We start from the raw sequence: 25608 nt of genomic DNA, 5'->3' as shown, positions 1-25608 counted from the left end.
TCATGTCAACGGGGCCGCCCCAGCGGGCGGCCCCGGGATCCGCTACCGGAGGAGACCGCCATGACCGCCTACGCCATCGGTCTGCTGACCCCTCAGCCGCCGCTCCACGACGAGGTCTTCGTCTACATGGAGCGCATCCAGGCCACCATGGACCCGTTCGGCGGCCGCTTCATCACCCACGGCAAGACCCCCGAGGTCCACGAGGGCGAGTTCGGCGGGGCCGTGGTGATCCTGGAGTTCCCGGACATCGACAAGGCCCGGGCCTGGTACGACTCGCCCGCCTACAAGGAGATCATCCCGCTGCGGGCCGACCACATCCCGAGCGTGATCATGCTGGTCGACGGCGTCGGCGCCGACCACGACGCCGCCGCGCTGGCCGCCGGCCTGCGCGCGGCCCAGCGGGGCTAGCCGTCAGGAGCAGCAGCCTCCGCCGCAGCACCCCCCGCCCGCGGACGGCGGGGGCTTCGGCGCCCCGCCGCGGGCGGTGCCGGTGACGGCGACCGTGGACAGCAGCTTCACCGTGTCGTCGTGGCCGTCCGGGCAGACCGCCGGGTCGGAGGCGTTGATCATCGGGCGGGAGACCTCGAACGTCGACCCGCACGCGCGGCAGCGGTAGTCATAGCGTGGCACAGGGACAGGATACGGCCCGTCCGCGCTATGCGGCGGGTTCGGTGACGTAGGGCGCCCACTGCGGGTCGCCGTCGTGGACGATGCCGATGAGCCGCCAGTGCGCGCCGCGCGGGACGCCGGGGGTCATCCCGAGCGTCCAGCCGAGCTCGGACAGCAGCCGGTCGGCCTTGCGGTGGTTGCACGTCATGCAGGACGCGACGCAGTTCTCCCAGACGTGCTTGCCGCCGCGGCTGCGCGGGTGGACGTGGTCGATCGTCTCGGCGCGGCGGCCGCAGTAGACGCAGCGGAAGTTGTCGCGGCGCATGAGCGCGGCGCGGGTCAGCGGGACGCGGGTCCGGAACGGGATGCGGACGTAGCGGCGCAGCCGGATCACCGACGGCACCTCGATCTCCATGGTCGCCGAGTGCAGGGAGGCCCCCGAGACGTCGTGGTGGACGATCTCGGCCTTCTCCCGGAGCACGAGGCAGACCGCCCGCCGCAGCGGGAGCGTGGTGAGTGGTTCGTACGTCGCGTTCAGGAGAAGGACCTGTCTCATCAGACGGCCTCCGCCGGCGTGCCGGGGTTCGCCTCGGCGGACGCGGCTGACCGCGCCTCGCACCGAGGCCCGAATATTGTCTCCGGCACCTGCGCACTCGCCATGAGGACCTCCCCAGAGGCGAACCGACCTGGAATCAGTGTGGCGGCTGGGGCAGCCCGACCGCTACCCCAAATATCCCCATCGCGGGGCCGGATCGAACGCGAAAGCGCCCGCGTTGCGCCGCGGACGCGGGAGCGGCCGACCTGACCGGACGGACCGGCCGGAGCGGTGAATACAGTGCATCCCATGACCGGAACGCCTTATCCGCCCGCGCGGCGCCAGGACATCGTCGAGGAGATCCACGGGCACCGGGTCGCCGACCCGTACCGCTGGCTGGAGGACGCGGGCAGCGCGGAGACCCGGGACTGGCTCGCCGCGCAGGACGAGCTGTTCCACAAGATCACCGACGCGTTCCCGGGCCGGGACCGGCTGCGCCGCCGGCTCGGCGAACTGCTCGGCGCGGGCAGCGTCGGCGCGCCCGTCTGGCGGGGCGCGCGCCGGTTCTTCGGCCGCCGGACCGCCGAGCAGGAGCATCCGGTGCTGTACACGGTGGATCCGGACGGGTCCGAGCGGGCGCTGGTCGACCCGATGGCGCTGGACCCGGGCGGCACGACGACGCTGGACGGCTGGCAGCCCGACAAGGAGGGCCGGCTGCTGGCGTACAAGATCTCGACGGGCGGCGACGAGGAGTCGCTGCTGTTCGTGATCGACGTCGCCACCGGTGAGCGCGTGGAGGGCCCGATCGACCGGACCCGCTCGTCCGACATCGCCTGGCTGCCCGGCGGGGAGGCGTTCTACTACACGCGGCGGCTGCCCGCGCGGGCCGTCCCGGAGGGCGAGGAGCAGTACCACCGCCGCGTCTACCTGCACCGGGTCGGCACCGAGCCGGAGACCGACGACGTGCTGGTCTTCGGCGAGGGGATGGACAAGACCAACTACTACGGCGTGGGCGTCAGCCGCGACGGGCGGTGGCTGACGGTCTCCGCCTCGCAGGGCACCGCGCCGCGCAACGACCTGTGGATCGCCGACCTGTCCGCCTCGCCGCCCGACCGGCCCGAGATGCGGCCGGTGCAGGTGGGGGTGGACGCCGAGACGTGGCTGCACGTGGGCCGGGACGGCCGCGCCTACGTGTTCACCGACCGGGACGCGCCCCGGTCGCGGCTGTGCGTGACCGATCCCGCCGACCCGTCGCCCGAGACGTGGCGCGACCTGATCCCGCAGGACCCCGAGGCGGTCCTGACCGACTACGCCGTCCTGGACGGTCTCGAAGCGCCGGTGCTCCTCGCCGGGTGGACGCGGCACGCGATCAGCGAGATCACCGTGCACGACCTGGCGTCCGGGGAGCGGCTCGGCACCGTCCCGACGCCGGGGCTCGGCTCGATCGGCGGGATCGTCGAGCGGCCCGAGGGCGGCCACGAGGCCTGGTTCGGCTACACCGACAACGTGACCCCGTCGTCGGTGATGCACTACGACGCGCGCACCGGCGAGACGAGCCTGTGGGCGTCCGCGCCCGGCACCGTCGACGTCCCCGAGATCGAGACCCGGCAGGTGACGTACCCGTCCAAGGACGGCACCGAGGTGCGGATGCTGGTGGTGTCGCGGCCCGGCGCGTCCGGCCCGCGCCCGGCGGTCCTCTACGGCTACGGCGGCTTCAACATCTCGCTGACGCCGTCGTACTCGGCGAGCATCCTGGCGTGGGTCGAGGCAGGCGGGGTGTACGCCGTCGCGAACCTGCGCGGCGGGTCCGAGGAGGGAGAGGAGTGGCACCGCGCGGGGATGCGCGAGCGCAAGCAGAACGTGTTCGACGACTTCCACGCCGCCGCCGAGCGGCTGATCGCCGACGGGCTGACCACGCCGTCGCGGCTGGCGATCTCCGGCGGGTCGAACGGCGGGCTGCTGGTCGGCGCCGCCCTCACCCAGCGCCCTGAACTGTATCGGGCGGTGGTCTGCTCGGCGCCGCTGCTGGACATGGTCCGCTACGAGCGGTTCGGGCTCGGCCAGACGTGGAACGACGAGTACGGGACGGCGGACGACCCGGTGGAGTTCGGCTGGCTGGTCGGCTACTCGCCGTACCACCACGTCCATCCGGGGACGGCGTATCCGGCGACGCTGTTCACCACGTTCGGCAGCGACACCCGCGTCGATCCGCTGCACGCCCGCAAGCTGTGCGCCGCGCTCCAGCACGCGACCGCCTCGGACGCGCCGGTCCTGCTGCGCAACGAGTCGGAGGTGGGGCACGCGGCCCGGTCGGTCAGCCGGTCGGTGGACCTGATGGCCGACACGCTCACCTTCATGGCCGCGCAGACGGGCCTGGACCTGGCCTGACGGGGCCGGGGCTCCGCCTCGTGAGCGGGGTCACAAGCGGCGGGGCTGGTGCGGCGAAATTGACGGCTGATCTAATAAGGGCGTGAACGTGTCGATGGTGCAGACCCCGTCCGCCGCGCGGCGGGTCCTCGACCTGCTGCGCGACCCGCCCGCCGACCCGGACCTGTCGGCCGGATACCTCGACCTGCTCGGCCCGGCCGAGGAGCGCGCGCCGTCCCTCGCCCAGTCGGTGATGGAGTCGACGTTCCTGCCGCAGATCTACGAGAAGGTCTGGCGGCCCGTGGGCTTCAACCTGGCCAAGGGCTGGCCGATCGGCCCCGACACCGCCGCCGAGCAGGCGACGGCGCGCGACTGGCTGGGCCTCGGGCAACCCGGCGGCGCCGACCGTCCCGCCGCGACCGTGCTGGACGTGGCGTGCGGGCCGGGCAACGTGACCCGCGCACTGGCCGAGGGCGTCGGAGAGGACGGGCTCGTCGTCGGGCTGGACGCCTCCCCCACCATGCTGGCCCGCGCCGAGGCCGACACCCCGCCCACCGGCACATCGCACAACGGCGACATCTGCTACGTCCGCGGCAACGCCGTCGACCTGCCGTTCCGCGACGCGACGTTCGACGCCGTCTGCTGCTTCGGGGCGCTGTACCTGTTCGACGACCCGTGGAAGGCCGTCGACGGCATGACCCGCGTGCTCCGCCCGGGCGGACGGCTGATCATCCTTACCTCGCGGCGGCTGACGCCGCTTTACGCCTCCAAGGTGGGCGGCGAGCTGATCCGCCGCGCCACCGGCTACACGGTGTTCGGCGACCGGGAGGTCACCGGGGCACTGGCCGACCGCGGGTTCACCGCCGTCCGCCGGCGCCGCTACCCCCTCATGCAACTGGTCGGCGGCACCCTGCCGAACGCCTGAGCACCCTGGCGCCGCCAAGGCGGCCGGGGGGCGTAGGGGGTATCCCCCACAGGGGGTGTGGGGGTGTCCCCCACCGGGGGGCGTGGGGGGCAGGCCCCCCACCGGGGACGAGGGGCGCCTGTAGCGGAGCGCCAGCGAAGCGAAAGGCGCCCCTCGCCCCCGCCCGGGGGGTGTGGGGGGTCGCCCCCCCACAATGAACCGCCCCGAGCCGCGGGCGCTGCGCGCCGCGCCGCGCCGCCGGCGCGCGTCCCGCGGCTCGGGTGTCCTCAGCGGAGCGCCTTCTCGATGTAGATGTTCACGATGCCCCCGATCACCTCGCGGCGCGTCTCCCGCCAGCCGAACTTGCGGTAGAGGGCGAGCGCCGGGGCCTGCAGCTCGGTCGTGTCGCCGCGCAGGATCCGGTACCCGTACTCGACGGCCCGTTCCTCCAGCGCGGAGACGACCGCGGTGCCGTAGCCGCGCCGCTGGACGGACGGCCGCACCCGCAGCCGCACCATCTCCACCGCGTCGAGCACCGGCGCGCCCGGCGCGTAGCCGCCGAACGCCCGGGCCGAGCCCCCGGGGACGAGGTCGGCGCGGCGCAGGCCGCCCATGGCGACGATCCGCCCGTCCACCTCGCCGACGAGGAACTCGCCGTCATTGCGCAGGTAGATGTCCTCCATCCGGAAGAAGTCGTGGTCGTAGTAGACGCCGTCGCCGGGGCGCAGGCCCACCTGCGCCAGGCCCTCGCGGTGCAGGGCGAGGACGGTGGCGTGGTCGGTGGCCCGGTACCGGCGCAACCGCAGGTCGCCGAAGCCCCAGACGGGGGGATCGGCCTGCAGCCGCACCAGCGCGCGGCCGCCGGGACCGGTGCCCGGGGTAGGCGAGGGCGGCGCCGGAGGCCGCGGGTTCGGCGCCGCGGGCTCCGCGCCGGGCGGTTCCTGCCAGGAAGCGCTGTCAGGCGTTCCCATGCCCGGTCAGACCTGCTCGGTCGGGGGGACGGAGCTCTGCTCCTTGGTCGGACTGGTCACCCAGGGCCCGGCGAGCGCCTCCCGGAACTCCCGCAGCCCCGCGATCTCGCCGTGCTTGGCCTGCACCGCGGCGCCGATCTGGCGGGCCCGGTGCACCAGGATGTCGGACCGGTGGTCGGGCGGCAGATCCAGGATCGCCTCCTGCCCGCCCGTCAGCGCCGCGTCCGGATTGCCGGAGTGCAGCTTGCACATCGCCCGGTCGAGGCGCACAAGGGTCAGGTCGACGCGGTCGGTCGGCGCGTACAGCGTCAGCGCGTGGCTCAGCACCTCGTCGCCGTGCTTGTGGTCGCCGAGGTTGGTGAACGTGTCGCCCTCATAGAAGGCCATCTGCCGGTCGGTGAAGCCGAACACCAGGTCGCCGGTGTCGGTCTTGGACAACTGGTCGAACACCGAGCGCCCGCGCACGAGCGCCCGGCGGGCGCTGGGCGCGGCGTCACCGCGGCCGCGCATCGCCAGCATGCCGAGCGCGCGGGCCTCCACCGCGGGCGCCATGGCGGCGGCCACCCCGGGGGTGCGGCCGGCCAGGTCCTGCGCCTTGCGCGCCAGGTGCAGCGCCTCGCGGGGGTCGCCGTAGTACATCGGCACGAGCGACTCGCGGACGGTCACCCAGGCGCGCAGCTGCCGGTCGCCGGTCTCGTCGGCCGCGGTGCGCGCGGTCCGGAAGAACGAGCGGGCCAGCCGGTGGTCGCCCAGATTGATCATGATCAGCCCGGACAGCCCGGACAGCTGCGCCGCGATCCGGCACAGCCGCTCCTGCAGCTCGACCGGCTGCCGCTTGTCGCACATGCGCCGCACTTCGCTGAAGTCCAGCAGCACGTCGCACAGCATCCGCAGCGACGGCGTCGCCTGGTACTGCTGGCCGTAGCCGTAGGTGGTCTCCTCCCATTGGTCCAGCATGGTCGGCGAGACCGTCGCGCCGACCAGCGTGTCGTCCATCTTGCGTCGAATGCCGTCGACCGCACCCAGGAACTGACCGTCGAGCGCCACGCCCGCTCCGGCCAGAAGTTGCAGAAGGGTCCTACGAAGCACGATGTCCTCCTCTCCCACATCAATGGACAGGGGGCCGTCGGCGCGGTCAGGGCCCCGTAGGTCGTTGACGTCCACCCAGTGGCGGTCGTCCGCCCTGGGGATGATCGACCCGACGAGCGGTACGTCGGGCTGCTGTGCCGCGTGCCGCTCCGGGCGGCGCGGCTGGGGCACCGTGGCGGCCCCCGGGCGGGCGGCGTGCCCGCGTCCGCATATGCAGGGGCTCTTGTAGTCGAGCTCATCCGGCTCGACCCGGTACACGGCGCACAGGTAGTGCAGATACTCGGGACCGGGTCTTTTGTACCCGCTCTCGTAGGCCGACAGCAGCGTCTCCCCGAGCCGGGGCGGCGGCTTGCCGTCGACCTCGTACAGGGCCTTGACCTGGGCCACGATGTCCGACAGCGCGACACCGTGGGCCAGGCGGTGGGCCTTGACCCGGCTGGTGCCGAACAGGGGACCGCACTGCTCGTGGATCTCGTGCGCGATCTCCTGCGGGCCCCGCCCCCGGGCCAGAGCGTGCGCACGGATCCTGCGAGCCACGTCCGTTTCTTTCCGAGGGGGGTCCGACATCGATTCCGGCCTCCTCACCGTCGGGCCGGGGCGGCGCCCCTCGGGGGAAGGGCGGTCGTCCGGGCCACGGCGACCGGTCAATAACTGGCCACGACAGATAATCTCTCGCGCACGCAGCGTAACCCTGACGGCGGGGCGGGCCAAGCGATTCGCGGGAAAGACCAGGGCTCCGGATGCGTCCTCACCCCCCCAGGTAGAGATTCTTCCTCCGCGGGGTGTGAGGCTTCCTCTGAGGTGGGGGAATCCGGTACTTCGCGGGACGGCGCCGCCCTTGACCCGGCACTGTGAGAGTTGCAATTCTCACCATGAGCAACGGAACGGATCCAGAGGGTTGATCAATTGCCGGACCTCCCGGCGGCCGCGCGGTCACACGCCGCGCACGCCGGAGGCCGGCGACGAGGGATCGGCGATGCAGACGATGGCGACGCACACGACGGCGCAGGGACCGGCGGCGCAGTGGATCGGCGCGGCGGCTCCCGGCACGGCCGACGAGACGACCGACGGCACGACCGGAAGAGGGGGGGCGCAGGCGGCCGGCGACAGACGCGTCGGCCATCTCCGGGAGCTGGAGCGGGAGCTGGACGCGCGGGGCCTGGTCGCGCGCGTCGTCCGGACCCGCTCGGGCCCGGCGTTCCTGCGGGTGGTGAACCCGGCCGCCGCGAGCCTGGCCGAGGACGTCACGTGCGCCCCCGCCCCCGAGACCCACGACCACTACTTCTGGTGGTCCTGGGGCGAGCGCATGCACGGCGTCGACGACGTGGACGGCGCGGCCCTGAAGCTCGCGCACGTCCTGCAGCCCCTGGACGAGCAGCTCGACCCGCGGCTCACCCGGAGCAGGCGGCCGGCCGGCCGCCCCTAGAGCCGGGCGTGCCCCGCGGGGCCGTGGCCGGAACGGCGCGGCAGCCGCGGACCCCGCGGGGCACGCTCGCTGGAACAGCCCCTCCCCGGCCTTGTCAAGACACATCGCAGGCGTAGTACGAACCGGTCGTTACCGTCCCCTACGATCGGGCTCGTACCCGCCGCAGGTCCACGGCGAGGTGTCGAGACGCCCACAAAGGCCGGGGAGGGTCTGCCCGACATGTTGGTCGATGCTCAGTCGCTGCTGCCCTGGGCCGAGAAGGGCACGCCCGAGGCCGCGTGCCGCGACCAGACGCCGAGCACCGGCTGCCGGCTCGTCTGGAACGTCTCCCACAGCAACGACTTCACCCAGTTCTACGCGACGTGGCTCGACAAGCCGCTCGGCACCGTCCTGTCGATCGTCATCACCTTCGTGGTCGCCATGATCGTGAAGAACATCGCGCACCGGATGATCACCAAGGTGACGGTGCGGATGGCCGAGGGCACCATGTCCGAGAGGGTCAAGGAGCGGTCCCGGACGGTGTTCGAGGGCAGCCCCGCCCTGCTGAACCGGCGGCGGGCGCAGCGCGCCCAGACGCTCGGCTCGGTGCTGCGCTCCATCGCGTCCATCGTGATCATGGGCACGGCCGTGTTCAGCATCCTCGGCTCGCTCGGGCTGAACCTCGCGCCGATCCTCGCCAGCGCGAGCGTGATCGGCGTGGCGGTCGGCTTCGGCGCGCAGAACATCGTCAAGGACTTCCTCGCCGGGATGTTCATGCTGCTGGAGGACCAGTACGGCGTCGGCGACTACATCGACGTCGGCTCCGCCAAGGGGACGGTCGAGGCGGTCACCCTGCGGGTCACCCGGATGCGCGACGTCGACGGCGTCGTCTGGTACGTGCCGAACGGCGAGATCAAGAAGGTCGGCAACGAGTCGCAGAACTGGGGCCGGGCCGTCCTGGACATCCCGGTCGACATCCGCGAGGACACCGAGAAGGTCAAGGAGATCCTGCAGGCCACCGCGGACGAGCTGGCCGCCGCGTCCGGCTGGGACGACGTGATCCTGGAGGAGCCGTCGGTGTGGGGCGTGCAGGCCCTCGCAGGGGACGCGCTCGTCATCCGGGTGGTGCTGAAGACCGTGCCCGGCAAGCAGGGCAATGTGGCCCGGGAACTGCGCGAACGGGTGAAGAACGCGTTCGACGAGGCGGGCGTCTCGGTCGCCACCCCGGCCACGACCTGATCCCGCGGGCCGGCGGGCCGTTCCGTGCGGCTGATCACTCGGCGGCCGATCGCATAGGGTGGGCAGCGCCATGACTGAACAGGTGACCTTCTACGAGGCGGCCGGCGGCGAGGAGACCTTCCGCCGGCTCGTGCACCGCTTCTACCAGGGTGTCGCTGAAGACCCCAACCTTCGCGCCCTCTACCCCGAGGAGGATCTCGGTCCCGCCGAGGAGAGACTCCGGCTGTTCCTCATCCAGTACTGGGGCGGCCCGAACACCTACAGCCAGCGGCGCGGGCATCCCCGGCTGCGGATGCGGCACGTCCCGTTCGTCATCGGCGAGGCCGAGCGCGAGGCGTGGCTCAAGCACATGCGGGTGGCGGTGGACGAGCTGGAGCTGCCCGAGCAGCTGGAGAAGATGCTCTGGGACTACTTCACGATGGCGGCGCGGAGCATGGTGAACGCCCCCTCGTAAGCGGGTAGATCGCTGGGTATGACGCGAACCCCCTGGTGGCGCAACGCCGTCGTGTACGAGGTCTACGTCCGCAGCTTCGCCGACTCCGACGGGAACGGCGAAGGCGATCTCCAGGGGATCCGGTCGCGGCTGCCGTACCTGCGCGACCTCGGCGTCGACGCGCTCTGGCTGACGCCGTTCTACACCTCGCCGCTCGCGGACGGCGGCTACGACGTGGCCGACTACCGCGACGTCGACCCCCGCTTCGGGACGCTGGCCGACTTCGACGCGCTGGTGGCGGACGCGCATGCGCACGGCCTCCGGCTGATCGCGGACATCGTGCCGAACCACTCGTCCGACCGGCACCGGTGGTTCCAGGAGGCGCTGGCGTCACCGCCCGGCTCGCCGGAGCGGGACCGCTACATCTTCCGCGCCGGACGGCCAGGGGAGACTCCCGACGAGGCGGGCCCGCCGAACGACTGGCCGTCCGCGTTCGGCGGACCGGCGTGGACGCGGGTCCCCGACGGCGAGTGGTACCTGCACCTGTACGCGGCCGAGCAGCCGGACTTCAACTGGCGCAACCCGGAGGTGCGGCGCGAGTTCGAGGACATCCTGCGGTTCTGGCTGGACCGCGGCGTGGACGGCTTCCGCATCGACGTCGCCGCCGGGCTGGTCAAGGACGCCTCGCTCGGCGACCTGAACGGCCGGGCCCGGCGCGTCGCGAACGGGCCGATCTACAGCCGTCCCGAGGTCCACGAGATCTACCGCCGGTGGCGCCGCATCCTGGACGAGTACGGCGGCGACCGGATGGCCATCGGCGAGGTGTGGACGGACGGCCCCGAGGACCTCGCGCTCTACCTGCGTCCGGACGAACTGCACCAGGTGTTCCAGTTCGACCTCCAGCTCGCGCCCTGGTCGGCGCCGGCCTTCCGCGACGTGATCGAGGCCGCGCTGAAGGCCGTCGCGCCCACCGGCGCGGCGCCCACCTGGGTGCTGTCCAGCCACGACTCCGTCCGCCACCTCACCCGGTACGTGCGTCCGGGCGGCGTGCCGGGGACCGAGTACGCCCGCGCCAAGGCCGCCCTGCTGATGCTGCTGGCGCTGCCGGGTTCGGCGTACCTGTACCAGGGCGAGGAGCTGGGGCTGCCAGAGGTGACGGACCTTCCGGACGAGGCCCGCCAGGACCCAATCTGGAAGCGCAGCGACGGCGCACAGCCGGGCCGCGACGGCTGCCGCGTACCGCTCCCCTGGTCGGGCACGGCGGAACCCTTCGGTTTCGCGCCGGACGGCGTCCGTCCCTGGCTGCCGATGCCCGCGCGGTGGGCGTCGCTGACGGCGGAGGCGCAGGCGGCCGAGCCGTCCTCGATGCTGGCGTTCTACCGGCGCGCGCTGGCCCTGCGCCGTGACCTGCTGGACGACCTGCCGGAGGAACTGGAGTGGCTCGACTCCCCCGAGCCGGCCGTCTTCTTCACCCGCGGACCGCTCACCTGCGCGCTCAACTGCAGCGAGAACCCCGTCCGCCTCCCGCCGGGCCGCCCCGTCCTGACGAGCATGCCCATGTACGGCGACCTCCTACCCGGCAACGCCGCTGCTTGGTTGCACTAACGCGATCCCACGCCAGGTGGCTTGAACCTCAGCCACCGTTCACGGGTAGGCACGCGGAGGGAGCGCTAGCGAGCGGAGCGGGCCTGCCCGCCGACCGACAGGCTGTTTCGCGCGGAGCGCCAGCGGAGCGGGAAACAGCCTGTCGGTCGGGACGGGGGTTCCAGGGGGTCGTCCCCCTGGGCTACAGGGGCGGGCGCTGGAGTTCTAGGGGGTCGTCGGCGGTGGGGCCGGTGGTGAGGGTCTTGGCCTGGCCCGGGACGCCGGCCCAGCGCAGCACGTCGTTCTTTGCAGCGGCCTGCTGTGCGGCGGGCAGCGCGCCGATGAGCCGGCCGCTGTGGTTCATGCCGGGGGCGACGTAGACGGAGGAGTCGCGGCTGCCGCGGCCGAGGCGGAAGGGCTCGGAGCCCCACGGGTCGTTCTGGCCGTAGAGGAACAGCATGTGGTCGGCATGGAACCGGACCCAGCCGTCGATGTCGCGCATCGCCTTACCGCCGTCGAAGCGCATGGGGATGTCGCGGGGGACGTAGGTGCGCGGCTGGTAGCTGCTCTCGTACCGCAGCAGGGGGCGCAGGCTCTTGAACTTCGGCGACGGCCAGCCGAGCTGCGTGCCCGCCTGGTAGTAGTACGGGATGTAGGGGGCGAGTCCCTGGTCGGTGTAGAACGACAGCCCCGAGATGTCGTCGAGCGTCTTGTAGATGGCGTCGTCGGAGGCGTTCACCGGGGGCAGGGAGGCGCAGTCCGACTGCAGGTGGTACTGCCAGAAGCCCCACTCGTAGTCCATGACGGAGTTCTCGAACGCGCGGTCCGGGGTGCGCAGGATCTTGAAGGTCCAGCCGTTCTCGGTGGCGGCTGCCTCGAAGCGCTTGAGCATGGCGGGGCGGCGCTTGAGGAACTCGCGGGCGAGCGACTTCACGTGGGCGCGGCATTCGGGGTCGGTGCCCACGGTCTGGAAGAACTTGTCGTAGGCGGTGTCGTCGTTGTTGTTGACGTCGTTGGGCGCCACGTACACGACGCTGCCGTCGACGTCGCGGGGGTAGAAGCGCTTGTGGTAGACGGCGGTCATGCCGCCCTTGCTGGCGCCCGTCGAGATCCACTTGTCCTTGTAGATCGTCTTGAGCGCGCCGATGATCCGGTGCTCGTCGGTGGCGGCCTGCCAGATGGTGTCCTTCTTCCAGTCCGCGGGCTCGGGCCGGGACGGGGTGAAGTAGCGGTACTCGACCGAGATCTGGTTGCCGTCCACGAGCGCGGTCGGCTCGGCGGTGAACATGGTCTCGGGGGTGTCGTAGCCGCTGGTGTAGAGCACCATCGGCCGGTCCGCCGACTTGTGCTGGAGCATGATCCGCTGCTCGAACCACTTCCCGTGCGGGTCGCGGTGGTCGACGGGCTGCCGGTACTCCAGCCAGAACCAGCGGTAGCCGGGGATCGTGGAGGTCTTTTCCGTGACCTGCATGCCGGGGATCGCCTTGAGCCGGGCGAGGATGTCGTCCGACTGCGCCGCCCTGGCCGCCGTCGCGGGGGCCGCCGCCTGCGCCGCGGTGGCGCCAGTTCCGGCCATTCCCGCCGCCAGCAGCAGGGCGATCGCTCCTCGTGAGATACGCCGCATTTCATCCCTTCCACGTGGGTTCGCCACATTTCGCGACGCGACCCTAGAGGGATATGTGCAGCGAAAGCGGATGCCTGTTGCGCTTGTTACTTATCCGTGACGGCGCGGTCATCACCGGGTCAGGCGGGTGCGCAGGGGCAGGGAAGAGGACGCCCAGGTCAGCGGCCGGGGCGGGGCGGCCGGCGCGTCAGTCCGTGGGGACGACGTAGCGCCCGATGAACTCGCGCTCCTCCGGCGTGAAGCGGCGCAGCCGGTTGGCCTCCACGTCGAACGCGACGAGCGTCGAGGTGGCGGTCGCGTACACGTTCTCGTCGTCGCGCACCTCGTAGGCGAGCTTGAACGACGCGGCGCGCGCCTCGGTCACCCACGTCTCGACCCGGATCGGGTAGACGGTCGGCAGCAGCGGCAGCTTGTAGTCGATCTCGTGCCGCGAGATCACCATGCCGCGGACCGGCTGCTCCCCCTTGCGCACCGGGTCGCCGTGGAACATCTCCAGGCGCGCGTCCTCCAGGTAGCCGAGGAACTTGACGTTGTTCACATGGCCCTGGGAGTCGATGTCCCCGAACCGGATGAAGAACTCGTAGACGTGCCGGTACTCGGCCGCGGGCAGGTCGGTCTGCTGCATGTCCTCGCCTGGGGTCGGGGGCCTGGGGCCGGCGGCGGGGGAACTCCGCCGGTCGGCCCGATGTTACCGGCCGGTGGCCGCGCGGCCCGCGACCGCCCCGTCAGCGGGCGGCGTCCCTCACCAGGCACGGACGCTTCGGGTCGAACGTCCAGCCCGGGACGAGGTACTGCATCGCCGCCGCGTCGTCGCGGTCGCCGAGCCCGTGCTCGCGGTACAGCCGGTTCGCCGCGTCGAGGCGCTCCTCGTCGATCTCGACGCCGAGGCCGGGCGCGTCCGGCAGCGCGACCCCGCCGCCCTCGATCCGCAGCGGGTCGCGGGTGAGGCGCTGCCCGTCCTGCCAGATCCAGTGCGTGTCGATCGCCGTGATCTCGCCCGGCGCGGCCGCGGCGACCTGCGTGAACATCGCCAGCGACACGTCGAAGTGGTTGTTGGAGTGCGATCCCCAGGTCAGCCCCCATGCCTGGCAGAGCTGCGCGACCCGCACCGAGCCGCGCATCGTCCAGAAGTGCGGGTCGGCGAGCGGGATGTCCACCGCGTCCAGCCGGATCGCGTGCCCCAGCTCCCGCCAGTCCGTGGCGATCATGTTGGTGGCGGTCGGCAGCCCGGTCGCCCGCCGGAACTCCGCCATCGTCTCGCGTCCGGAATAACCGTGCTCGGGGCCGCACGGGTCCTCCGCGTAGGCCAGCACGCCGGCCAGGTCGCGGCCGATGCGGACGGCGTCCTCCAGCGACCACGCGCCGTTCGGGTCGAGGTTGATCCGCGCGGACGGGAACCGCTCGGCCAGCGCCCGCACCGCCTCGGCCTCCTCGCCGGGGCGCAGCACCCCGCCCTTCAGCTTGAAGTCGGCGAACCCGTACCGGTCCCGCGCCGCCTCCGCCTGCCGGACGATCGCCTCCGGCGTCATCGCCTCCTCGTGCCGGACGCGCAGCCATCCGTCCGCGCCGTCCTCCGGCTCCTGGTAGGGCAGGTCCGTCCGGCGCCGGTCCCCGACATAGAACAGGTAGCCGAGCATCGGGACGCGCGTGCGCTGGACGCCGTCGCCGAGCATCGCCGCCACCGGCACGTCGAGGTGCTTGCCCATCAGGTCGAGCAGGCACGACTCGATCGCGGTCAGCGCATGGACGGCGATCCGCGTGTCGTGCGTCAGCGGGCCGCGCCCACCCGCGTCCAGATGCCCGAACGCGGCCCGCACGCCGTTCAGCACCTCGTCGGACCGGCCGATCCGGCGGCCCACGATCAGCTCCCGGGCGTCCTCCAGCGTCCGCCGGATCCCCTCGCCACCGGGGACCTCACCGACCCCGATGGCCCCCGACTCGTCGGTGAGGAGCAGCAGATTCCGGGTGAAGAACGGCGCGTGCGCGCCGCCCAGGTTGAGCAGCATGCTGTCGCGCCCGGCGACCGGCACCACCCGCATCTCCGTGATCTTGGGCGTGCTCATCGTCGTCCCGGCCTCCCCGCTCCGCCCGCCGATCCCATCTCACGGACGATACGAGCCCGCGGTGATACCCGTCCAACACTGTTTGCGCATTGTCCGATGCCCCGGTTGCATCAATCCGGCAGGCCGGAGACCCGGAGGTCCGCGAGGGCGTGGAACGTGGTGGAGTCGCGCCAGTGGTGGTCGCGCAGCACCATGTCCGGGAACACCGTGAAGACGCGCGGCAGGGTTTCGGCCGCCTCCATGCGCGCCAGCGCGGCTCCGAGGCAGAAGTGCAGGCCGCCGCCGAAGGCCAGGTGCGGCACCGGCTCGCGGGCCAGGTCGAGCGGCCCCAGGCTACGGTTCGCCTCACGGATGTCCACGCGGACGGCCTGGCCCGCCCGAACGCGGTGACCGGCGATCTCCTGGTCGGTGAGCGCGGTGCGCACGACCTGCTTGATCGGCCCTTCCGCGCGCAGGAACTCCTCGACCGCGCGCCCGGGATCGGCGTGAAGGCGATGGCGCTGGGACGGGTCGCGCAGCAGCGTCAGGGTCGCGTTGGCGATCAGGTTGGCGGTCGTCTCATGCCCGGCGGCCAGCAGCAGGACGCAGGTGGCGGCGATCTCGTCGAGGGAGAGGCCGCCGGGCACGGCGAGCATCGCGCTGATGAAGTCGCCCCCGGGCCGGGCGCGCCGCTCCGCCAGCAGCGGCGTCAGGAACATCATCAGCTCGGTCGCGGCCTTCGCGGCGGCGAGCAGGGCCTCGCCGTCCGCGTCGATCTCCAGCATCCGGACCAGGTCCGGGGTCAGGTCCAGGAGCAGCGCCGCGCCCTCGTCGCCGACGTCCAGCAACTCGGCGATGACGGCCACCGGAACGAGGTAGGCGACGTCGCGCAGCAGGTCGGCCTCGCCGCCGAGTCCCCGCAGCACCGCGTCCGCGATGCCGGCCACGCGGGGCCGCAGCGCCTCGACCGCGCGCGGGGTGAACGCGGGGCCGAGCAGCCGGCGGACCCTGGTGTGGTCGGGCGGGTCCATGAACAGCAGCACGCCCGGCGGGAACTCCGCGAGCTCCCGCGGCGCGAACGGCAGCCGCCGCGGGTCGCTGCTCCAGCCCTCGCCGCGCAGCACCGCGGACGCCTCGTCGAAACCGGTGACCCGCCAGGCACCCTGCTCCTCGTCCCACGCGACCGGACGGGCCGGCGCGCCGGTGCTCATCGTCTCAGCGCGCATGGACGGCCCCCTCGCCCCAGAAGGCCACGTCCAGCTCCCCCAACCCGGTGGCGGGCGGGCCGCCCCGGTCCCATTCCCGCCGGATGCCCTCCCACTCGCCGGTCGCCCGCAGCTGGCTGAGAACGGCCGACATGCCGAGCTGGATCCGGGTCAGCGTCGTCATGTCGGGGTCCATCCGCCATCGGCGCAGGAACTCGCCGTACGGCCCGCGCAGCCCGAACTCGGCCCGGGTGATCGTGCTGTGCTCCTCGGGCGCGTAGGTGTAGGGCTGCGGAGCGGTCCACGCGCGCAGCGTCGTCCGCCACCAGCCGAGCGTCGCACCGGCGGGCGGCGGATCGGCGGGATCCAGTCCGCCGCGCTCGTACTGGATCCGCAGCAGCCACTCCTCGTCCCCGGCCACGGTCGCCTCGGCGGTGTCCACCATGTACCGCACCGTCCCGGGGTCGAAGTGCTTGACGCACCCGAAGTCCAGGAACGTCACGGTCCCATCGTCGTGGAACAGGTAGTTGCCGGGATGCGGGTCGGCGTGGAAGAGGCCGATGCGGCGGATGCTTCCGAGGTAGAAGCGGAACAGCACCTCGCCCCAGCGGTCCTTGAGGTCCTGGCCGGCCAACAGCGCCTCGCGGTGCCGTTTCCCGTCGGCGAACTCCATGGTCAGGACGCGCCGGGTCGTCAGCCGATGGTCGACCTCGGGGATCCGGACGAACGGGTGGCCGCGGTAGTGGTCGGCGAACTCCTGCTGGTTGCGGGCCTCCGTCAGGTAGTCGATCTCGTCGCCGACCCGCTCCGACACCTCCTTGGCGAGGCGGCGGACGTCGACCCTCGGCCCGCCGCGGACCATCCCGCCGCCGATCTGGAAGAACGTCGCCAGCAGCTCCGCGTTGGCCAGGTCGGCCCTGATCGCCCGCTCCACGCCCGGGTACTGGACCTTGACCGCGACCCGCCGCCCGTCGCGGGTGACGGCGCGGTGCACCTGGCCGATGGACGCGGCCGCGATCGGGTCCGGCTCGAACTCGGCGAACACCTCCCCCGGCGGCGCTCCGAGCTCGGCCTCGACCTGCGCCGCCGCCATCTCCGGCGGCATCGGCGGCGCGTCGTCCTGCAGCCGGGCCAGCGCCTGCTGGAAGACCGGCTGGTACTCCCCGTCCACGGAGAAGCCGACGAACGACATCAGCTGTCCCGCCTTCATCAGCACGCCCTTAGACCGGCCGAGCCGCTCGACCCACCGCTCGGCGGCGCGGCGGCTCGCGGCGTCCGGACCGTCGTCGTCCGCCCCGCGCATCCGCCTGCGCAGCGACGCCACCACCGCTTCCCCCGCCGTCCGCCCGGCGAGGCCGACGAGCGGCGCCGTCCTCGCCACCCTTCCGCCCCGGACGCTTCGCTCAGCCATCTCAGACCCCCAGAAAGTGGATTCTTTGGCCTCCTCAGTGTTTACTTAGGAGCATGACGACGTCAACCCGTGACCGCATCATCGATGTCGCGATGGAGCTCTTCGCCCGCAACGGCTACAAGGGCACCAGCGTCGCCCAGATCGAGCGGGCGGTCGGCCTGACACCCGGCGCCGGCGGCATCTACCACCACTTCCGCAGCAAGGAGGCGGTCCTGTCGGCCGGGATCGAACGCCACCTCGGCCGGGTCGCCGCGCTGCGCGACATCCGGCACGTGTTCGCCGGGGTCGGCGACCTGCGCACCGAGTTGACGCTCACCGCCCGCTACGCCCTCACCGAGCTCGACAACGAGGCCGAGCTGCTGCGCATCGTCGCGTCCGAGGCCCGCGCCCGGCCCGAGCTCGTCGAGGACGCCGTCCAGCAGATCATCGGTGCCGCCTACGGCGGCTTCGCCGGCTGGCTGCGCGACAGCGCCGGCGTCCCGCAGGAGAAGGCCGACGCCATCGCCGCGGTCGGGCTCTCGGCCCTGCTCTCCTCCCGCCTCCTGCGCGCCCTCCTCGGCACCGACCCGATCGGCGTCGACGACGACACCCTGGTCGCCACCTGGGTCGACATGATCCTCAGCCAGCTCCCCCACTGACCCGGCCCCCGCAAAGCCGCCGGCCCGCCAACACCGCGTGACCCTGGAATCCGGGCCCGGCGCGACGGAAGGACGGACGGAAAGCAGAACGGCCGCACGGGCACCAGTGGGGTGCGCGTGCGGCCGTTCGCCGTCGTGCGGCGGGTCAGTCGCGGGTGAGCTTGCGGTGCGTGACCCGGTGCGGGCGGGCGGCGTCGGCGCCCAGCCGCTCGATCTTGTTCTTCTCGTAGTCGGCGAAGTTGCCCTCGAACCAGAACCAGTTCGAGCCCTCTTCCCACGCCAGGATGTGCGTGGCGATGCGGTCCAGGAACCACCGGTCGTGCGAGGTGATCACGGCGCAGCCGGGGAACTCCAGCAGCGCGTTCTCCAGGCTGGACAGCGTCTCGGTGTCGAGGTCGTTGGTCGGCTCGTCCAGCAGCAGGACGTTGCCGCCCAGCTTCAGCGTCAGCGCCAGGTTCAGCCGGTTGCGCTCACCGCCGGACAGCACGCCCGTCGGCTTCTGCTGGTCGGGGCCCTTGAACCCGAACGCCGCCACGTACGCGCGGGACGGCATCTCGACCTGCCCGACGTTGATGTGGTCGAGGCCGTCGGAGACGGTCTGCCACACGCTCTTCTTCGGGTCGAGCCCGCCGCGGCCCTGGTCCACGTAGGAGATCTTGACGGTCTCGCCGAGCCGCAGCCGGCCGGTGTCCGGCTGCTCCTCGCCGATGATCATGCGGAACAGGGTGGTCTTGCCGACGCCGTTCGGGCCGATGACGCCGACGATGCCGTTCGGCGGCAGGTTGAACGACAGGTCCTCCATCAGCACGTGGTCGCCGAAGCCCTTGCCCAGCTTGTCCGAGACGATCACCGTGTTCCCGAGGCGCGGACCCGGCGGGATCTGGATCTCCTCGAAGTCCAGCTTGCGCGTCTTGGCCGCCTCGGTCGCCATCTCCTCGTAGCGCTCCAGCCGCGCCTTGCTCTTGGTCTGCCGCGCCTTCGGGTTCGAGCGGACCCACTCCAGCTCGTCCTGGAGGCGCTTCTTGCGCTTGGCGTCCTTGTTGCCCTCGACCCTCAGCCGGTCGGCCTTCTTCTCCAGGTAGGTGGAGTAGTTGCCCTCGTAGGGGTGGCAGCGGCCGCGGTCGAGCTCCAGGATCCAGGTCGCCACGTTGTCCAGGAAGTACCGGTCGTGGGTGACCGCCAGCACGGTGCCCTCGTACTTGGCGAGGAACTGCTCCAGCCACTGCACGCTCTCGGCGTCCAGGTGGTTGGTGGGCTCGTCCAGCAGCAGCAGGTCGGGCGACTCCAGCAGCAGCTTGCACAGCGCGACCCGGCGGCGCTCGCCACCCGACAGCTTGGAGACCTCGGCGTCGCCCGGCGGGCAGCGCAGCGCGTCCATCGCCTGCTCGAGCTGGCTGTCGAGGTCCCAGGCGTTGCGATGGTCGAGCTGCTCCTGCAGCTTGCCCATCTCGTCCATCAGCTCGTCGGAGTAGTCCGTCGCCATCTTCTCGGCGATCTCGTTGAACCGGTCGACCATCGCCTTGGTCTCGGCGACGCCCTCCTGCACGTTCCCGAGGACGGTCTTCTCCTCGTTCAGCGGCGGCTCCTGCTGGAGCATGCCGACGGTGAAGCCCGGCATGAGGCGCGCGTCGCCGTTGGACGGCTGTTCCAGACCGGCCATCATGCGCAGCAGCGTCGACTTACCGGTGCCGTTCGGCCCCAGAACGCCGATCTTGGCGCCTGGAAGGAAATGCAGGGTGACGTCGTCCAGGACGACCTTGTCGCCATGTGCCTTGCGCACCCGCTGCATTGTGTAGATGTACTCGGCCATATCCTCAAGACTAGGGGACCCACGACACCGTTTCGTCGCTGCGCGGCAAGCGTCCTCGGACGGTGCCGGCCGGACGCCGCCGAGAGGCCACCGGCCGGGCGTCGCCGGCCGGGGGCCGGTCAGGCGTCGCCAGGGCGGGAGGCGTCGACGGCCGGGAGGCAGACGCGGTCGCGGCCGGACTCCTTGGCCCGGTAAAGGGCGAGGTCGGCCGCCGCCAGCAGCTCGATCAGGTCTTCGCCGTGAGTGCGGAACAGCGCGACGCCGACGGAGACCGTCACCGTGACCGTGCCCTCCTCGGCGGGCACCGCGAGGCGGCGGACGCGGCCGCGCAGGCGCTCGGCCACCCGGCACGCCTCCACGGTGTCGGCGCCGGGCAGCAGCACCACGAACTCCTCGCCGCCGAACCGGCCCACCACGTCGTAGTCGCGGAGCTGGTGGCACAGCGTGCTGGCGACCCCCACCAGCACCTGGTCGCCGATCAGGTGCCCATGGGTGTCGTTCACCCGCTTGAAGTGGTCGATGTCGATCAGCAGCAGCGCGAGGGCGTCCTGGGTGCGCTGGGCCCGGGACAACTCGGTGTCGGCCTCCCGCTGCCAGGCCGCCGCGTTCAGCAGGCCCGTCTTGGCGTCGGTGCGCGCCGCGGCCTGCAACTGCTGGTGCATGAGGCTGCGCTGCAGCAGCATCACCGGCGGGAGCGCCAGCAGCAGGAGCCCGAGGGTCAGCGCGCTGGTGATCGCCACGAGCGTGCCCACGCAGAGCTCGACCAGGTCCAGCAGGAGGCTCTCGCGCGTCCACAGCACGTCCCGCCAGCGGCTCTCCGGGTTCGCCGCGTGCGCGGCCACCGCGACCAGCGCCGTGTTCACGATGGTGAACAGCGCCGCGCAGCCGACCGCCGCCGGGATGCCCGGATACGCCTGCACCACCCAGTGCGGCGCGCCCGTCAGCGGCTCGGGGACGACCACATGGAACACCAGGGACGCGCAGGCTCCGGCGATGCCGTGCGCCGCGGCGACCAGACCCCGCCGGTAGACGAGGGTCCGGCGCACCCGGAACTGCAGGAGCGCCTGCAGCGGCACCGGGATCAGCAGCGCGTACAGCGGTGGCAGCAGCAGCGCGACGGGCAGCCACCACGCCGACAGCAGGTCCCGCGCCACCCCGGCCGGCATGCCGAGCCGGCGGGACGCCTCGATGCAGACGGCGCCGCACGCCAGCAGCGCCGCGAACGTCGCCAGGTCGTGGACCCGGAAGGGAGTGCGGAGCAGCAGGGCGATGATCAAACCCAGATGGACGGCGACCATCGCCGGCACATAGACCACGAGCAGGGACGGACGCCCCAGAAGCGATCGGCGGCGGGGCACGCGGGTGATTTCCCCGCCCCGGTCCTCGGCGGACGACTGCACTGCCGTCATCCTTCCCCCTTACACGCATCACGTTGTGTAACACGATAGTTGCAACGTGTGCGGAACGGGCGTGAAACAGGTACCTTCGATAGGGCACATGCTGGTGACCATTCTGGGCACCATGCATGGGAGGCCGCAGATCCGCGGACCTCGGCACATCCTGAGGGGGGCAACATCATGCGCGGCGTTTCCTGGATCTAGGCGGGCCGCAGGACCCCGACGGTGCGGGGGCGCAGACCGGCAGCGGACCACCTGCCGGCCACGCCCCCGACCGCTCACATCGCGATCCCCGGCCCCGGACGCCCCGGCGCCCGCCACCGGCTCACGCCCGCCCCCGCCGCCCCATTGCGCCCCTGCTCCCTGGCCCGCGCGACCCTCCACCACCACAAGATCGACTAGTGGTGACACATCCCCTCACGTGTGGCCTGGGTGAACCGGAGAAGGTTTCCGGAAGGGTCGAGGAAGGCGCAGTCGCGGATTCCCGGACGGTCGATCGGTTCCTGCATCACCTCGACGCCGGCGGCTTCCAGGTGCTCGAAGACGGTGTCGCAGTCGCTGGTCGTGAAGGCGAGGCGGCGCAGGAGGTCGTCGGCGACCATCCACCGCTCGGTCGACAGCTCTGCGGGGCGTGGTACGAGGAGGATCCGCATGTCCGGCTGCTGTGGCGGTGCGACGGCCCGGCACGGTGCCTCCCGGGAGGTGGCGCCGCCGTTCACCTGGAAGCCGAGCACGTCGGTGTAGAAGGCGAGCGCCTGCTCGAGATCGTCGACCGCCAGGGAGCAGGACGAGACCCGCAGGCCCAGGCCCGCGACGCGAATCGGTCGGACGCTATTACTCATCGCGGCTCTTTCGGCTTGCGGGCAGGAAGACGACGTCGAGGGCGCGGAGCCGGTCGGGGCCGGTGTCGACGGCAATGCGGGTGATCCGGCCGTCCTGGACGGTGAAGCCGATGACGGCTTTGACCACGCCGTGATGGGTCCAAACGGCCGCGGGCTCGCCGTCGACGAGGGCGAGGCGGGCGGCCTGGGCTCGGCCTGCGAAGAAGGACGCCACGGCTTCGGCGCCGTGGAACTCACCGACGGCCACCGCGTCGGGATCAAGGAGGTCGAGCAGGGCGTGGAAATCGCCGCCCCGCGCGGCCGCGAGGAACGCCGCGACGGTTTCCTGTTTCGCCGAACGCGCGGGGCCAGACGCCTCGACGGCGCCCTGCACGCGGCGCCGCGCCCGGCTGGCGAGCTGCCGGGTCGCCGCCGGCGACCGGTCGATAATGGAGCCGATCTCCCCGAACGGCACCGCGAAGACGTCGTGCAGAACGAACGCGAGCCGCTCGGCGGGCGCCAGCGTGTCCAGCACCACCATCAGCGCGACGCCCACCGAGTCGGCCAGCAGCGCCTCGTCCTCGGGATCGGCCTGGGCGACAGGATGGACGCGCGCCTGAGGCGTCCTCGGCTCGGGCGGCAGCGCCCCGGCGGCGTCCTCGGGCCTGCTCCGGCGCGCCTCCATCATGTTCAGGCACACCCGTGCGACGACGGTCGTCAGCCACCCGCCGGGGTTCTCCACCTGGCCGGTGTCGGCGCGGCCGACCCGGGCCCACGCCTCCTGCACCGCGTCCTCGGCCTCGCTCCGCGAGCCCAGCATCCGGTACGCCACCGCTTGCAAGTGCTTCTGGTGCTCGGCGAACCGCGCGCTCAGCCAATCCTGCTCGGCCATCTGTCACACTCCCGCGAAGTCTCCTGTCATACGAAGTGACCGGCGCGATCGCGTCGATGTGACATCCGGGCCCGGCTGTCGTCCCCGCCGCATCCGGCGGGCCACCTGCACACGAAGGAGACAACGCATGAAGGCGCACGTGAGCTCCATCCTTCTCGGCGTCCGGGACATGGACCGGGCCAAGCGGTTCTACACCGAGGGCCTGGGCTGGACGATCAAGGACGACTGGGGCATCTCGGTGTTCTTCGCCTCCGACGGCGCCTCGCCCGTCGGCTTCTACGGCCGCGAGGGCCTGGCCGGCCAGGTCGGCACCAGCCCGGACGGCAGCGGCTTCAGCGGCCTGGTCCTCACCTACGTCGTCCGCAGTGAGAAGCGGGTCGACGAGGTCATGGCGGAGGCCGGGAAGGCCGGCGCCACGATCCTCAAGCCCGCCGGCCCCCTGCCGTGGGGAGGCTACGGCGGCACCTTCGCCGACCCCGAGGGCTACATCTGGAGCCTCGCCTACAGCGATCAGGGCAAGGACCAGCCCTACGCCGAGTAGCGCGCGCGCTCACGCACCAGATGCCCGGGCACCGGCCCGGGCATTCCAGAACGCCGATTCCGGCAGCGGACACTCGTGAGGAGAACACCGTGTCACCGCAGATGAGCGCCGTCATGCTCGGCGTCGACGACCTGGACCGCGCCAAGCGGTTCTACGCCGAAGGCCTGGGCTGCGAGATCGACAAGGACACCCGCCACTTCGTCTCGTTCCGCCTGGGAGAGGGATCCCCGCAGCTCGCCCTCTACGAGTGGGCCGCGGCGGCCGAGGACGCGGGCGTCTCGCCCGAGGGATCCGGATTCCGAGGGGCCTCCTTCCACCTGAACCCCGACTCGCGGGACGCCGTGGACGAGACGATGCGCAAGGCCGTCGAAGCCGGCGGCAGCGTGGTCAGGGAAGCAGCCCCCGCCCGGTGGGGCGGCTACTTCGGCTACTTCGCCGATCCCGACGGCTACCTGTGGAAGGTCACCACCTACGCCTCCTGACCGCACGAACGTCACGAGGGCCCCTGTCGGCGCGGTCGGGGCCCGCGTGTCCGTGGCGGTCCGGCGCGAGAAAGGGAAGATCATGAAGTTCCGCACCGTGGTCGAACCTCCGGAGCCCATGCGGGGCCTGGAGGTCCCCGCCGAGGTCGTCGAGGAACTCGGCGGAGGCGCGCGACCAAGGGTGACGATCACCGTCAACGGACACTCGTGGCACAGCAGGGTCGCCATCATGCGCGGCCGCCACCTGCTCGGCCTCAGCAACGCCAACCGGCGGGCCGCGGCGGTGGGCGTCGGCGACGAGGTCGAAGTGGAGGTGGAACTCGACACCGAGCCGCCCGCCCTCGTCGAACCCGTGGACCTCGCCCGCGCCCTGGACGCCGACCCAACGGCCCGCGCCGCCTACGACCGCCTGCCCTACACCCACCGGCGCCGCCACATCCTGGCCGTCCACGGCGCGAAGAAGCCGGAGACGCGCGCCCGCCGCATCGACCAGATCCTTTCGACGCTCCGAGCCGCGAACACCGCCCCCGCCCAAGCCCCCAAACCCGACAAAGACTGAGCCCTCGCCCGGCCCTATATGCAGGCCGTCATGGCCAACGCTCCGCTAGCAGCCGCAAGACCGACCAGGCTGGCCGGCGCGGGCCGCCGCGCCGATGATCGTGTCCCAAACCGAGATCGAAGCGTCGCTGCGGCGCTGCGGCGCAGGCTGGGCGAGCTCGGCGGCGCGGTCGAATGGGGTGCCGAGGTGACCGGCGCCGCGCAGGACGACGGCGGCGTCACGGTCACGTTCGACAATGGCGACGGCGGTGAGACGGCTCGGGCCGGGTGACTGGTGGGCTGCGACGGCGCGCACAGCCGAGTCCGGGCGCTGGAGGGCATGCCCTTCCCGGGCGTACCGCTCGGCGAGCGGTTCCTGCTCGCCGACGTCCACACCGACTCGGACGCCGACCGGGACGCCGACCACCACACGGCATCGGCGTGGCTGCACCGCGACGGGCTGCTGATGGCCTGCCGCAGGTCGGGCGCGCCCGACCTGCGGCGGCTGATCGCCGACCTTCCGCCCGGCACCGGCGACCTTCCGCCCGGATCATGGTGCATCCCGACGGGCTGACGACCGCCGAGATCCGCACGTATCTGGCGACCTCGTCCACCGGATGGGATCGGCCCCCTGACCAGGCAGGAACCCGGTCAGGTCGCCGTCGCCGAGGTCACCGACCGCCTACCGCGACTTCTCTTTCCGGTGCTGGTCACCCCTCGCCCCTCCTGCCCGCCCTCCCTCGTGTCTGCTCCCTCCCCTTCTGCTTGTCCTGCCTCCCCATACCTGCCGTCCGCCCATGGCCGCCGCGCCCCATGCCCGCCATACTCGTCAGCGCCATCCCCTCCCCCGACGCCCGCCACCCCCGCGACTGCTCTCCCCCTCCCGATCTCTCCGGCCCGCACTCCAAGTCCGCTCCCCGGCCCGCTAGCCCAGCAATGCGGGCCCATGGCGTCGTCCCTAAACTCGCCGTCCTCAGGCTCGCCGTCCTCAGGCCCGCCGTCCTCAGGCCCGCCGTCCTCAGGCCCGCCGTCCTCAGGCCCGCCGTCCTCAGGCCCGCCGTCCTCAGGCCCG

26 protein-coding genes are annotated in these 25608 nt (G+C 72.1%); 13 read left to right on the top strand and 13 right to left on the bottom strand.

Annotation, left to right across the window (positions count from 1 at the left end):
- Nucleotides 1-60: 60 nt before the first annotated feature.
- A complete protein-coding gene (locus tag ABD296_RS23725) occupies nucleotides 61-408 on the top strand; it encodes a DUF1330 domain-containing protein (protein ID WP_344270957.1) in 348 nt (115 codons plus the stop codon).
- A 3-nt stretch (nucleotides 409-411) separates the two neighbouring features.
- On the opposite strand, the gene ABD296_RS23720 is transcribed toward ABD296_RS23725, so the two are convergent.
- Both ABD296_RS23720 and ABD296_RS23715 read right to left on the bottom strand, forming a co-directional pair.
- Nucleotides 412-630: an FmdB family zinc ribbon protein gene (locus ABD296_RS23720; RefSeq protein ID WP_344270954.1), complete on the bottom strand. Its 219-nt coding sequence runs from the start codon at nucleotides 628-630 to the stop codon at nucleotides 412-414.
- 25 nt (nucleotides 631-655) lie between these two features.
- On the bottom strand, nucleotides 656-1165 hold the full coding sequence (locus tag ABD296_RS23715; protein WP_344270951.1) for an HNH endonuclease: 510 nt from the start codon (nucleotides 1163-1165) through the stop codon (nucleotides 656-658).
- A gap of 288 nt (nucleotides 1166-1453) precedes the next feature.
- Here ABD296_RS23715 and ABD296_RS23710 point away from each other — a divergent pair, with 288 nt between their 5' ends.
- Nucleotides 1454-3532, top strand: a complete 2079-nt coding sequence (locus ABD296_RS23710) for a prolyl oligopeptidase family serine peptidase (protein ID WP_344270948.1) — start codon at nucleotides 1454-1456, stop codon at nucleotides 3530-3532.
- An 82-nt stretch (nucleotides 3533-3614) separates the two neighbouring features.
- Complete coding sequence (locus tag ABD296_RS23705; RefSeq protein WP_344270945.1) at nucleotides 3615-4436, top strand: class I SAM-dependent methyltransferase; 822 nt, start codon at nucleotides 3615-3617, stop codon at nucleotides 4434-4436.
- 266 nt (nucleotides 4437-4702) lie between these two features.
- On the opposite strand, the gene ABD296_RS23700 is transcribed toward ABD296_RS23705, so the two are convergent.
- Nucleotides 4703-5386 carry a GNAT family N-acetyltransferase gene (locus ABD296_RS23700; RefSeq protein WP_344270942.1) on the bottom strand — a complete coding sequence of 228 codons (684 nt, stop codon included), beginning with the start codon at nucleotides 5384-5386 and terminating at the stop codon, nucleotides 4703-4705.
- Between the two features lie 6 nt (nucleotides 5387-5392).
- Nucleotides 5393-7042: an XRE family transcriptional regulator gene (locus ABD296_RS23695; RefSeq protein WP_407061504.1), complete on the bottom strand. Its 1650-nt coding sequence runs from the start codon at nucleotides 7040-7042 to the stop codon at nucleotides 5393-5395.
- Between the two features lie 409 nt (nucleotides 7043-7451).
- Here ABD296_RS23695 and ABD296_RS23690 point away from each other — a divergent pair, with 409 nt between their 5' ends.
- The 4 genes from ABD296_RS23690 (at nucleotide 7452) to ABD296_RS23675 (ending at nucleotide 11157) form a co-directional block, all read left to right on the top strand.
- Nucleotides 7452-7901 (top strand): hypothetical protein, encoded by a 450-nt coding sequence (locus ABD296_RS23690; RefSeq protein WP_344270937.1) that lies wholly within the window; start codon nucleotides 7452-7454, stop codon nucleotides 7899-7901.
- Between the two features lie 219 nt (nucleotides 7902-8120).
- Nucleotides 8121-9119: a mechanosensitive ion channel family protein gene (locus tag ABD296_RS23685; protein WP_344270934.1), complete on the top strand. Its 999-nt coding sequence runs from the start codon at nucleotides 8121-8123 to the stop codon at nucleotides 9117-9119.
- A gap of 70 nt (nucleotides 9120-9189) precedes the next feature.
- Entirely contained in the window at nucleotides 9190-9573 is a 384-nt protein-coding gene (locus ABD296_RS23680; protein ID WP_344270931.1) for a globin, read from the top strand.
- An 18-nt stretch (nucleotides 9574-9591) separates the two neighbouring features.
- Nucleotides 9592-11157 (top strand): glycoside hydrolase family 13 protein, encoded by a 1566-nt coding sequence (locus ABD296_RS23675; protein ID WP_344270928.1) that lies wholly within the window; start codon nucleotides 9592-9594, stop codon nucleotides 11155-11157.
- A 181-nt stretch (nucleotides 11158-11338) separates the two neighbouring features.
- Here the strand turns inward: ABD296_RS23675 and ABD296_RS23670 are convergent, their stop codons facing one another.
- The 5 genes from ABD296_RS23670 to ABD296_RS23650 form a co-directional block, all read right to left on the bottom strand.
- On the bottom strand, nucleotides 11339-12760 hold the full coding sequence (locus ABD296_RS23670) for a S28 family serine protease (RefSeq protein WP_344270925.1): 1422 nt from the start codon (nucleotides 12758-12760) through the stop codon (nucleotides 11339-11341).
- Between the two features lie 187 nt (nucleotides 12761-12947).
- A complete protein-coding gene (locus tag ABD296_RS23665) occupies nucleotides 12948-13385 on the bottom strand; it encodes an acyl-CoA thioesterase (protein WP_344270922.1) in 438 nt (145 codons plus the stop codon).
- A gap of 100 nt (nucleotides 13386-13485) precedes the next feature.
- Nucleotides 13486-14823, bottom strand: a complete 1338-nt coding sequence (locus tag ABD296_RS23660) for an enolase C-terminal domain-like protein (RefSeq protein WP_344270919.1) — start codon at nucleotides 14821-14823, stop codon at nucleotides 13486-13488.
- A 110-nt stretch (nucleotides 14824-14933) separates the two neighbouring features.
- Nucleotides 14934-16028 carry a cytochrome P450 gene (locus ABD296_RS23655; protein WP_344270915.1) on the bottom strand — a complete coding sequence of 365 codons (1095 nt, stop codon included), beginning with the start codon at nucleotides 16026-16028 and terminating at the stop codon, nucleotides 14934-14936.
- Nucleotides 16018-17418 carry an ABC1 kinase family protein gene (locus ABD296_RS23650; protein ID WP_344270912.1) on the bottom strand — a complete coding sequence of 467 codons (1401 nt, stop codon included), beginning with the start codon at nucleotides 17416-17418 and terminating at the stop codon, nucleotides 16018-16020. The genes ABD296_RS23655 and ABD296_RS23650 overlap by 11 nt, the downstream gene beginning before the upstream one ends.
- A 53-nt stretch (nucleotides 17419-17471) precedes the next feature.
- Between ABD296_RS23650 and ABD296_RS23645 the strand changes: the two genes are divergently transcribed.
- Entirely contained in the window at nucleotides 17472-18056 is a 585-nt protein-coding gene (locus tag ABD296_RS23645; RefSeq protein ID WP_344270908.1) for a TetR/AcrR family transcriptional regulator, read from the top strand.
- A 145-nt stretch (nucleotides 18057-18201) separates the two neighbouring features.
- On the opposite strand, the gene ettA is transcribed toward ABD296_RS23645, so the two are convergent.
- The 4 genes from ettA to ABD296_RS23625 all read right to left on the bottom strand — a co-directional run bounded on the left by ettA (nucleotide 18202) and on the right by ABD296_RS23625 (nucleotide 22976).
- Nucleotides 18202-19866 carry an energy-dependent translational throttle protein EttA gene (gene ettA, locus ABD296_RS23640; RefSeq protein ID WP_344270905.1) on the bottom strand — a complete coding sequence of 555 codons (1665 nt, stop codon included), beginning with the start codon at nucleotides 19864-19866 and terminating at the stop codon, nucleotides 18202-18204.
- Between the two features lie 119 nt (nucleotides 19867-19985).
- Nucleotides 19986-21275, bottom strand: a complete 1290-nt coding sequence (locus tag ABD296_RS23635; RefSeq protein ID WP_344270902.1) for a sensor domain-containing diguanylate cyclase — start codon at nucleotides 21273-21275, stop codon at nucleotides 19986-19988.
- A 386-nt stretch (nucleotides 21276-21661) separates the two neighbouring features.
- Entirely contained in the window at nucleotides 21662-22105 is a 444-nt protein-coding gene (locus ABD296_RS23630) for a VOC family protein (RefSeq protein WP_344270899.1), read from the bottom strand.
- Nucleotides 22098-22976, bottom strand: a complete 879-nt coding sequence (locus ABD296_RS23625) for a sigma-70 family RNA polymerase sigma factor (RefSeq protein WP_344270896.1) — start codon at nucleotides 22974-22976, stop codon at nucleotides 22098-22100. The genes ABD296_RS23630 and ABD296_RS23625 overlap by 8 nt, the downstream gene beginning before the upstream one ends.
- Before the next feature lie 127 nt (nucleotides 22977-23103).
- Here ABD296_RS23625 and ABD296_RS23620 point away from each other — a divergent pair, with 127 nt between their 5' ends.
- The 5 genes from ABD296_RS23620 to ABD296_RS23600 all read left to right on the top strand — a co-directional run bounded on the left by ABD296_RS23620 (nucleotide 23104) and on the right by ABD296_RS23600 (nucleotide 25110).
- Nucleotides 23104-23517 (top strand): VOC family protein, encoded by a 414-nt coding sequence (locus ABD296_RS23620; protein WP_344270893.1) that lies wholly within the window; start codon nucleotides 23104-23106, stop codon nucleotides 23515-23517.
- 89 nt (nucleotides 23518-23606) lie between these two features.
- On the top strand, nucleotides 23607-23999 hold the full coding sequence (locus ABD296_RS23615; protein ID WP_344270890.1) for a VOC family protein: 393 nt from the start codon (nucleotides 23607-23609) through the stop codon (nucleotides 23997-23999).
- A gap of 82 nt (nucleotides 24000-24081) precedes the next feature.
- Complete coding sequence (locus ABD296_RS23610; protein ID WP_344270888.1) at nucleotides 24082-24558, top strand: YdeI/OmpD-associated family protein; 477 nt, start codon at nucleotides 24082-24084, stop codon at nucleotides 24556-24558.
- A gap of 30 nt (nucleotides 24559-24588) precedes the next feature.
- Nucleotides 24589-24828 (top strand): hypothetical protein, encoded by a 240-nt coding sequence (locus ABD296_RS23605; RefSeq protein ID WP_344270886.1) that lies wholly within the window; start codon nucleotides 24589-24591, stop codon nucleotides 24826-24828.
- Nucleotides 24829-24831: 3 nt separating this feature from the next.
- The gene (locus ABD296_RS23600) at nucleotides 24832-25110 is read left to right on the top strand and encodes a hypothetical protein (protein WP_344270883.1); all 279 of its coding nucleotides are present in this window, start codon (nucleotides 24832-24834) and stop codon (nucleotides 25108-25110) included.
- Nucleotides 25111-25608: the final 498 nt, after the last annotated feature.

The sequence above is a fragment of the Actinomadura napierensis genome (assembly GCF_039529375.1).
Classification (GTDB): domain Bacteria; phylum Actinomycetota; class Actinomycetes; order Streptosporangiales; family Streptosporangiaceae; genus Spirillospora; species Spirillospora napierensis.
The sequence above is the reverse complement of the archived record's forward strand: the minus strand, read 5'-3'. Positions and strand labels throughout refer to the sequence as shown.

What these genes read in the sequence shown, in the direction of transcription:
- ABD296_RS23700 (WP_344270942.1), bottom strand. Translation starts at nt 5,386, where the DNA reads ATGGGAACGCCTGACAGCGCTTCCTGGCAGGAACCGCCCGGCGCGGAG.
- ABD296_RS23645 (WP_344270908.1), top strand. Translation starts at nt 17,472, where the DNA reads ATGACGACGTCAACCCGTGACCGCATCATCGATGTCGCGATGGAGCTC.
- ABD296_RS23690 (WP_344270937.1), top strand. Translation starts at nt 7,452, where the DNA reads ATGCAGACGATGGCGACGCACACGACGGCGCAGGGACCGGCGGCGCAG.
- ABD296_RS23655 (WP_344270915.1), bottom strand. Translation starts at nt 16,028, where the DNA reads ATGCGCGCTGAGACGATGAGCACCGGCGCGCCGGCCCGTCCGGTCGCG.
- ABD296_RS23630 (WP_344270899.1), bottom strand. Translation starts at nt 22,105, where the DNA reads ATGAGTAATAGCGTCCGACCGATTCGCGTCGCGGGCCTGGGCCTGCGG.
- ABD296_RS23610 (WP_344270888.1), top strand. Translation starts at nt 24,082, where the DNA reads ATGAAGTTCCGCACCGTGGTCGAACCTCCGGAGCCCATGCGGGGCCTG.
- ABD296_RS23635 (WP_344270902.1), bottom strand. Translation starts at nt 21,275, where the DNA reads ATGACGGCAGTGCAGTCGTCCGCCGAGGACCGGGGCGGGGAAATCACC.
- ABD296_RS23680 (WP_344270931.1), top strand. Translation starts at nt 9,190, where the DNA reads ATGACTGAACAGGTGACCTTCTACGAGGCGGCCGGCGGCGAGGAGACC.
- ABD296_RS23650 (WP_344270912.1), bottom strand. Translation starts at nt 17,418, where the DNA reads ATGGCTGAGCGAAGCGTCCGGGGCGGAAGGGTGGCGAGGACGGCGCCG.
- ABD296_RS23660 (WP_344270919.1), bottom strand. Translation starts at nt 14,823, where the DNA reads ATGAGCACGCCCAAGATCACGGAGATGCGGGTGGTGCCGGTCGCCGGG.
- ABD296_RS23620 (WP_344270893.1), top strand. Translation starts at nt 23,104, where the DNA reads ATGAAGGCGCACGTGAGCTCCATCCTTCTCGGCGTCCGGGACATGGAC.
- ABD296_RS23675 (WP_344270928.1), top strand. Translation starts at nt 9,592, where the DNA reads ATGACGCGAACCCCCTGGTGGCGCAACGCCGTCGTGTACGAGGTCTAC.
- ettA (WP_344270905.1), bottom strand. Translation starts at nt 19,866, where the DNA reads ATGGCCGAGTACATCTACACAATGCAGCGGGTGCGCAAGGCACATGGC.
- ABD296_RS23710 (WP_344270948.1), top strand. Translation starts at nt 1,454, where the DNA reads ATGACCGGAACGCCTTATCCGCCCGCGCGGCGCCAGGACATCGTCGAG.
- ABD296_RS23715 (WP_344270951.1), bottom strand. Translation starts at nt 1,165, where the DNA reads ATGAGACAGGTCCTTCTCCTGAACGCGACGTACGAACCACTCACCACG.
- ABD296_RS23670 (WP_344270925.1), bottom strand. Translation starts at nt 12,760, where the DNA reads ATGCGGCGTATCTCACGAGGAGCGATCGCCCTGCTGCTGGCGGCGGGA.
- ABD296_RS23625 (WP_344270896.1), bottom strand. Translation starts at nt 22,976, where the DNA reads ATGGCCGAGCAGGATTGGCTGAGCGCGCGGTTCGCCGAGCACCAGAAG.
- ABD296_RS23605 (WP_344270886.1), top strand. Translation starts at nt 24,589, where the DNA reads ATGGCCAACGCTCCGCTAGCAGCCGCAAGACCGACCAGGCTGGCCGGC.
- ABD296_RS23665 (WP_344270922.1), bottom strand. Translation starts at nt 13,385, where the DNA reads ATGCAGCAGACCGACCTGCCCGCGGCCGAGTACCGGCACGTCTACGAG.
- ABD296_RS23725 (WP_344270957.1), top strand. Translation starts at nt 61, where the DNA reads ATGACCGCCTACGCCATCGGTCTGCTGACCCCTCAGCCGCCGCTCCAC.
- ABD296_RS23695 (WP_407061504.1), bottom strand. Translation starts at nt 7,042, where the DNA reads ATGTCGGACCCCCCTCGGAAAGAAACGGACGTGGCTCGCAGGATCCGT.
- ABD296_RS23685 (WP_344270934.1), top strand. Translation starts at nt 8,121, where the DNA reads ATGTTGGTCGATGCTCAGTCGCTGCTGCCCTGGGCCGAGAAGGGCACG.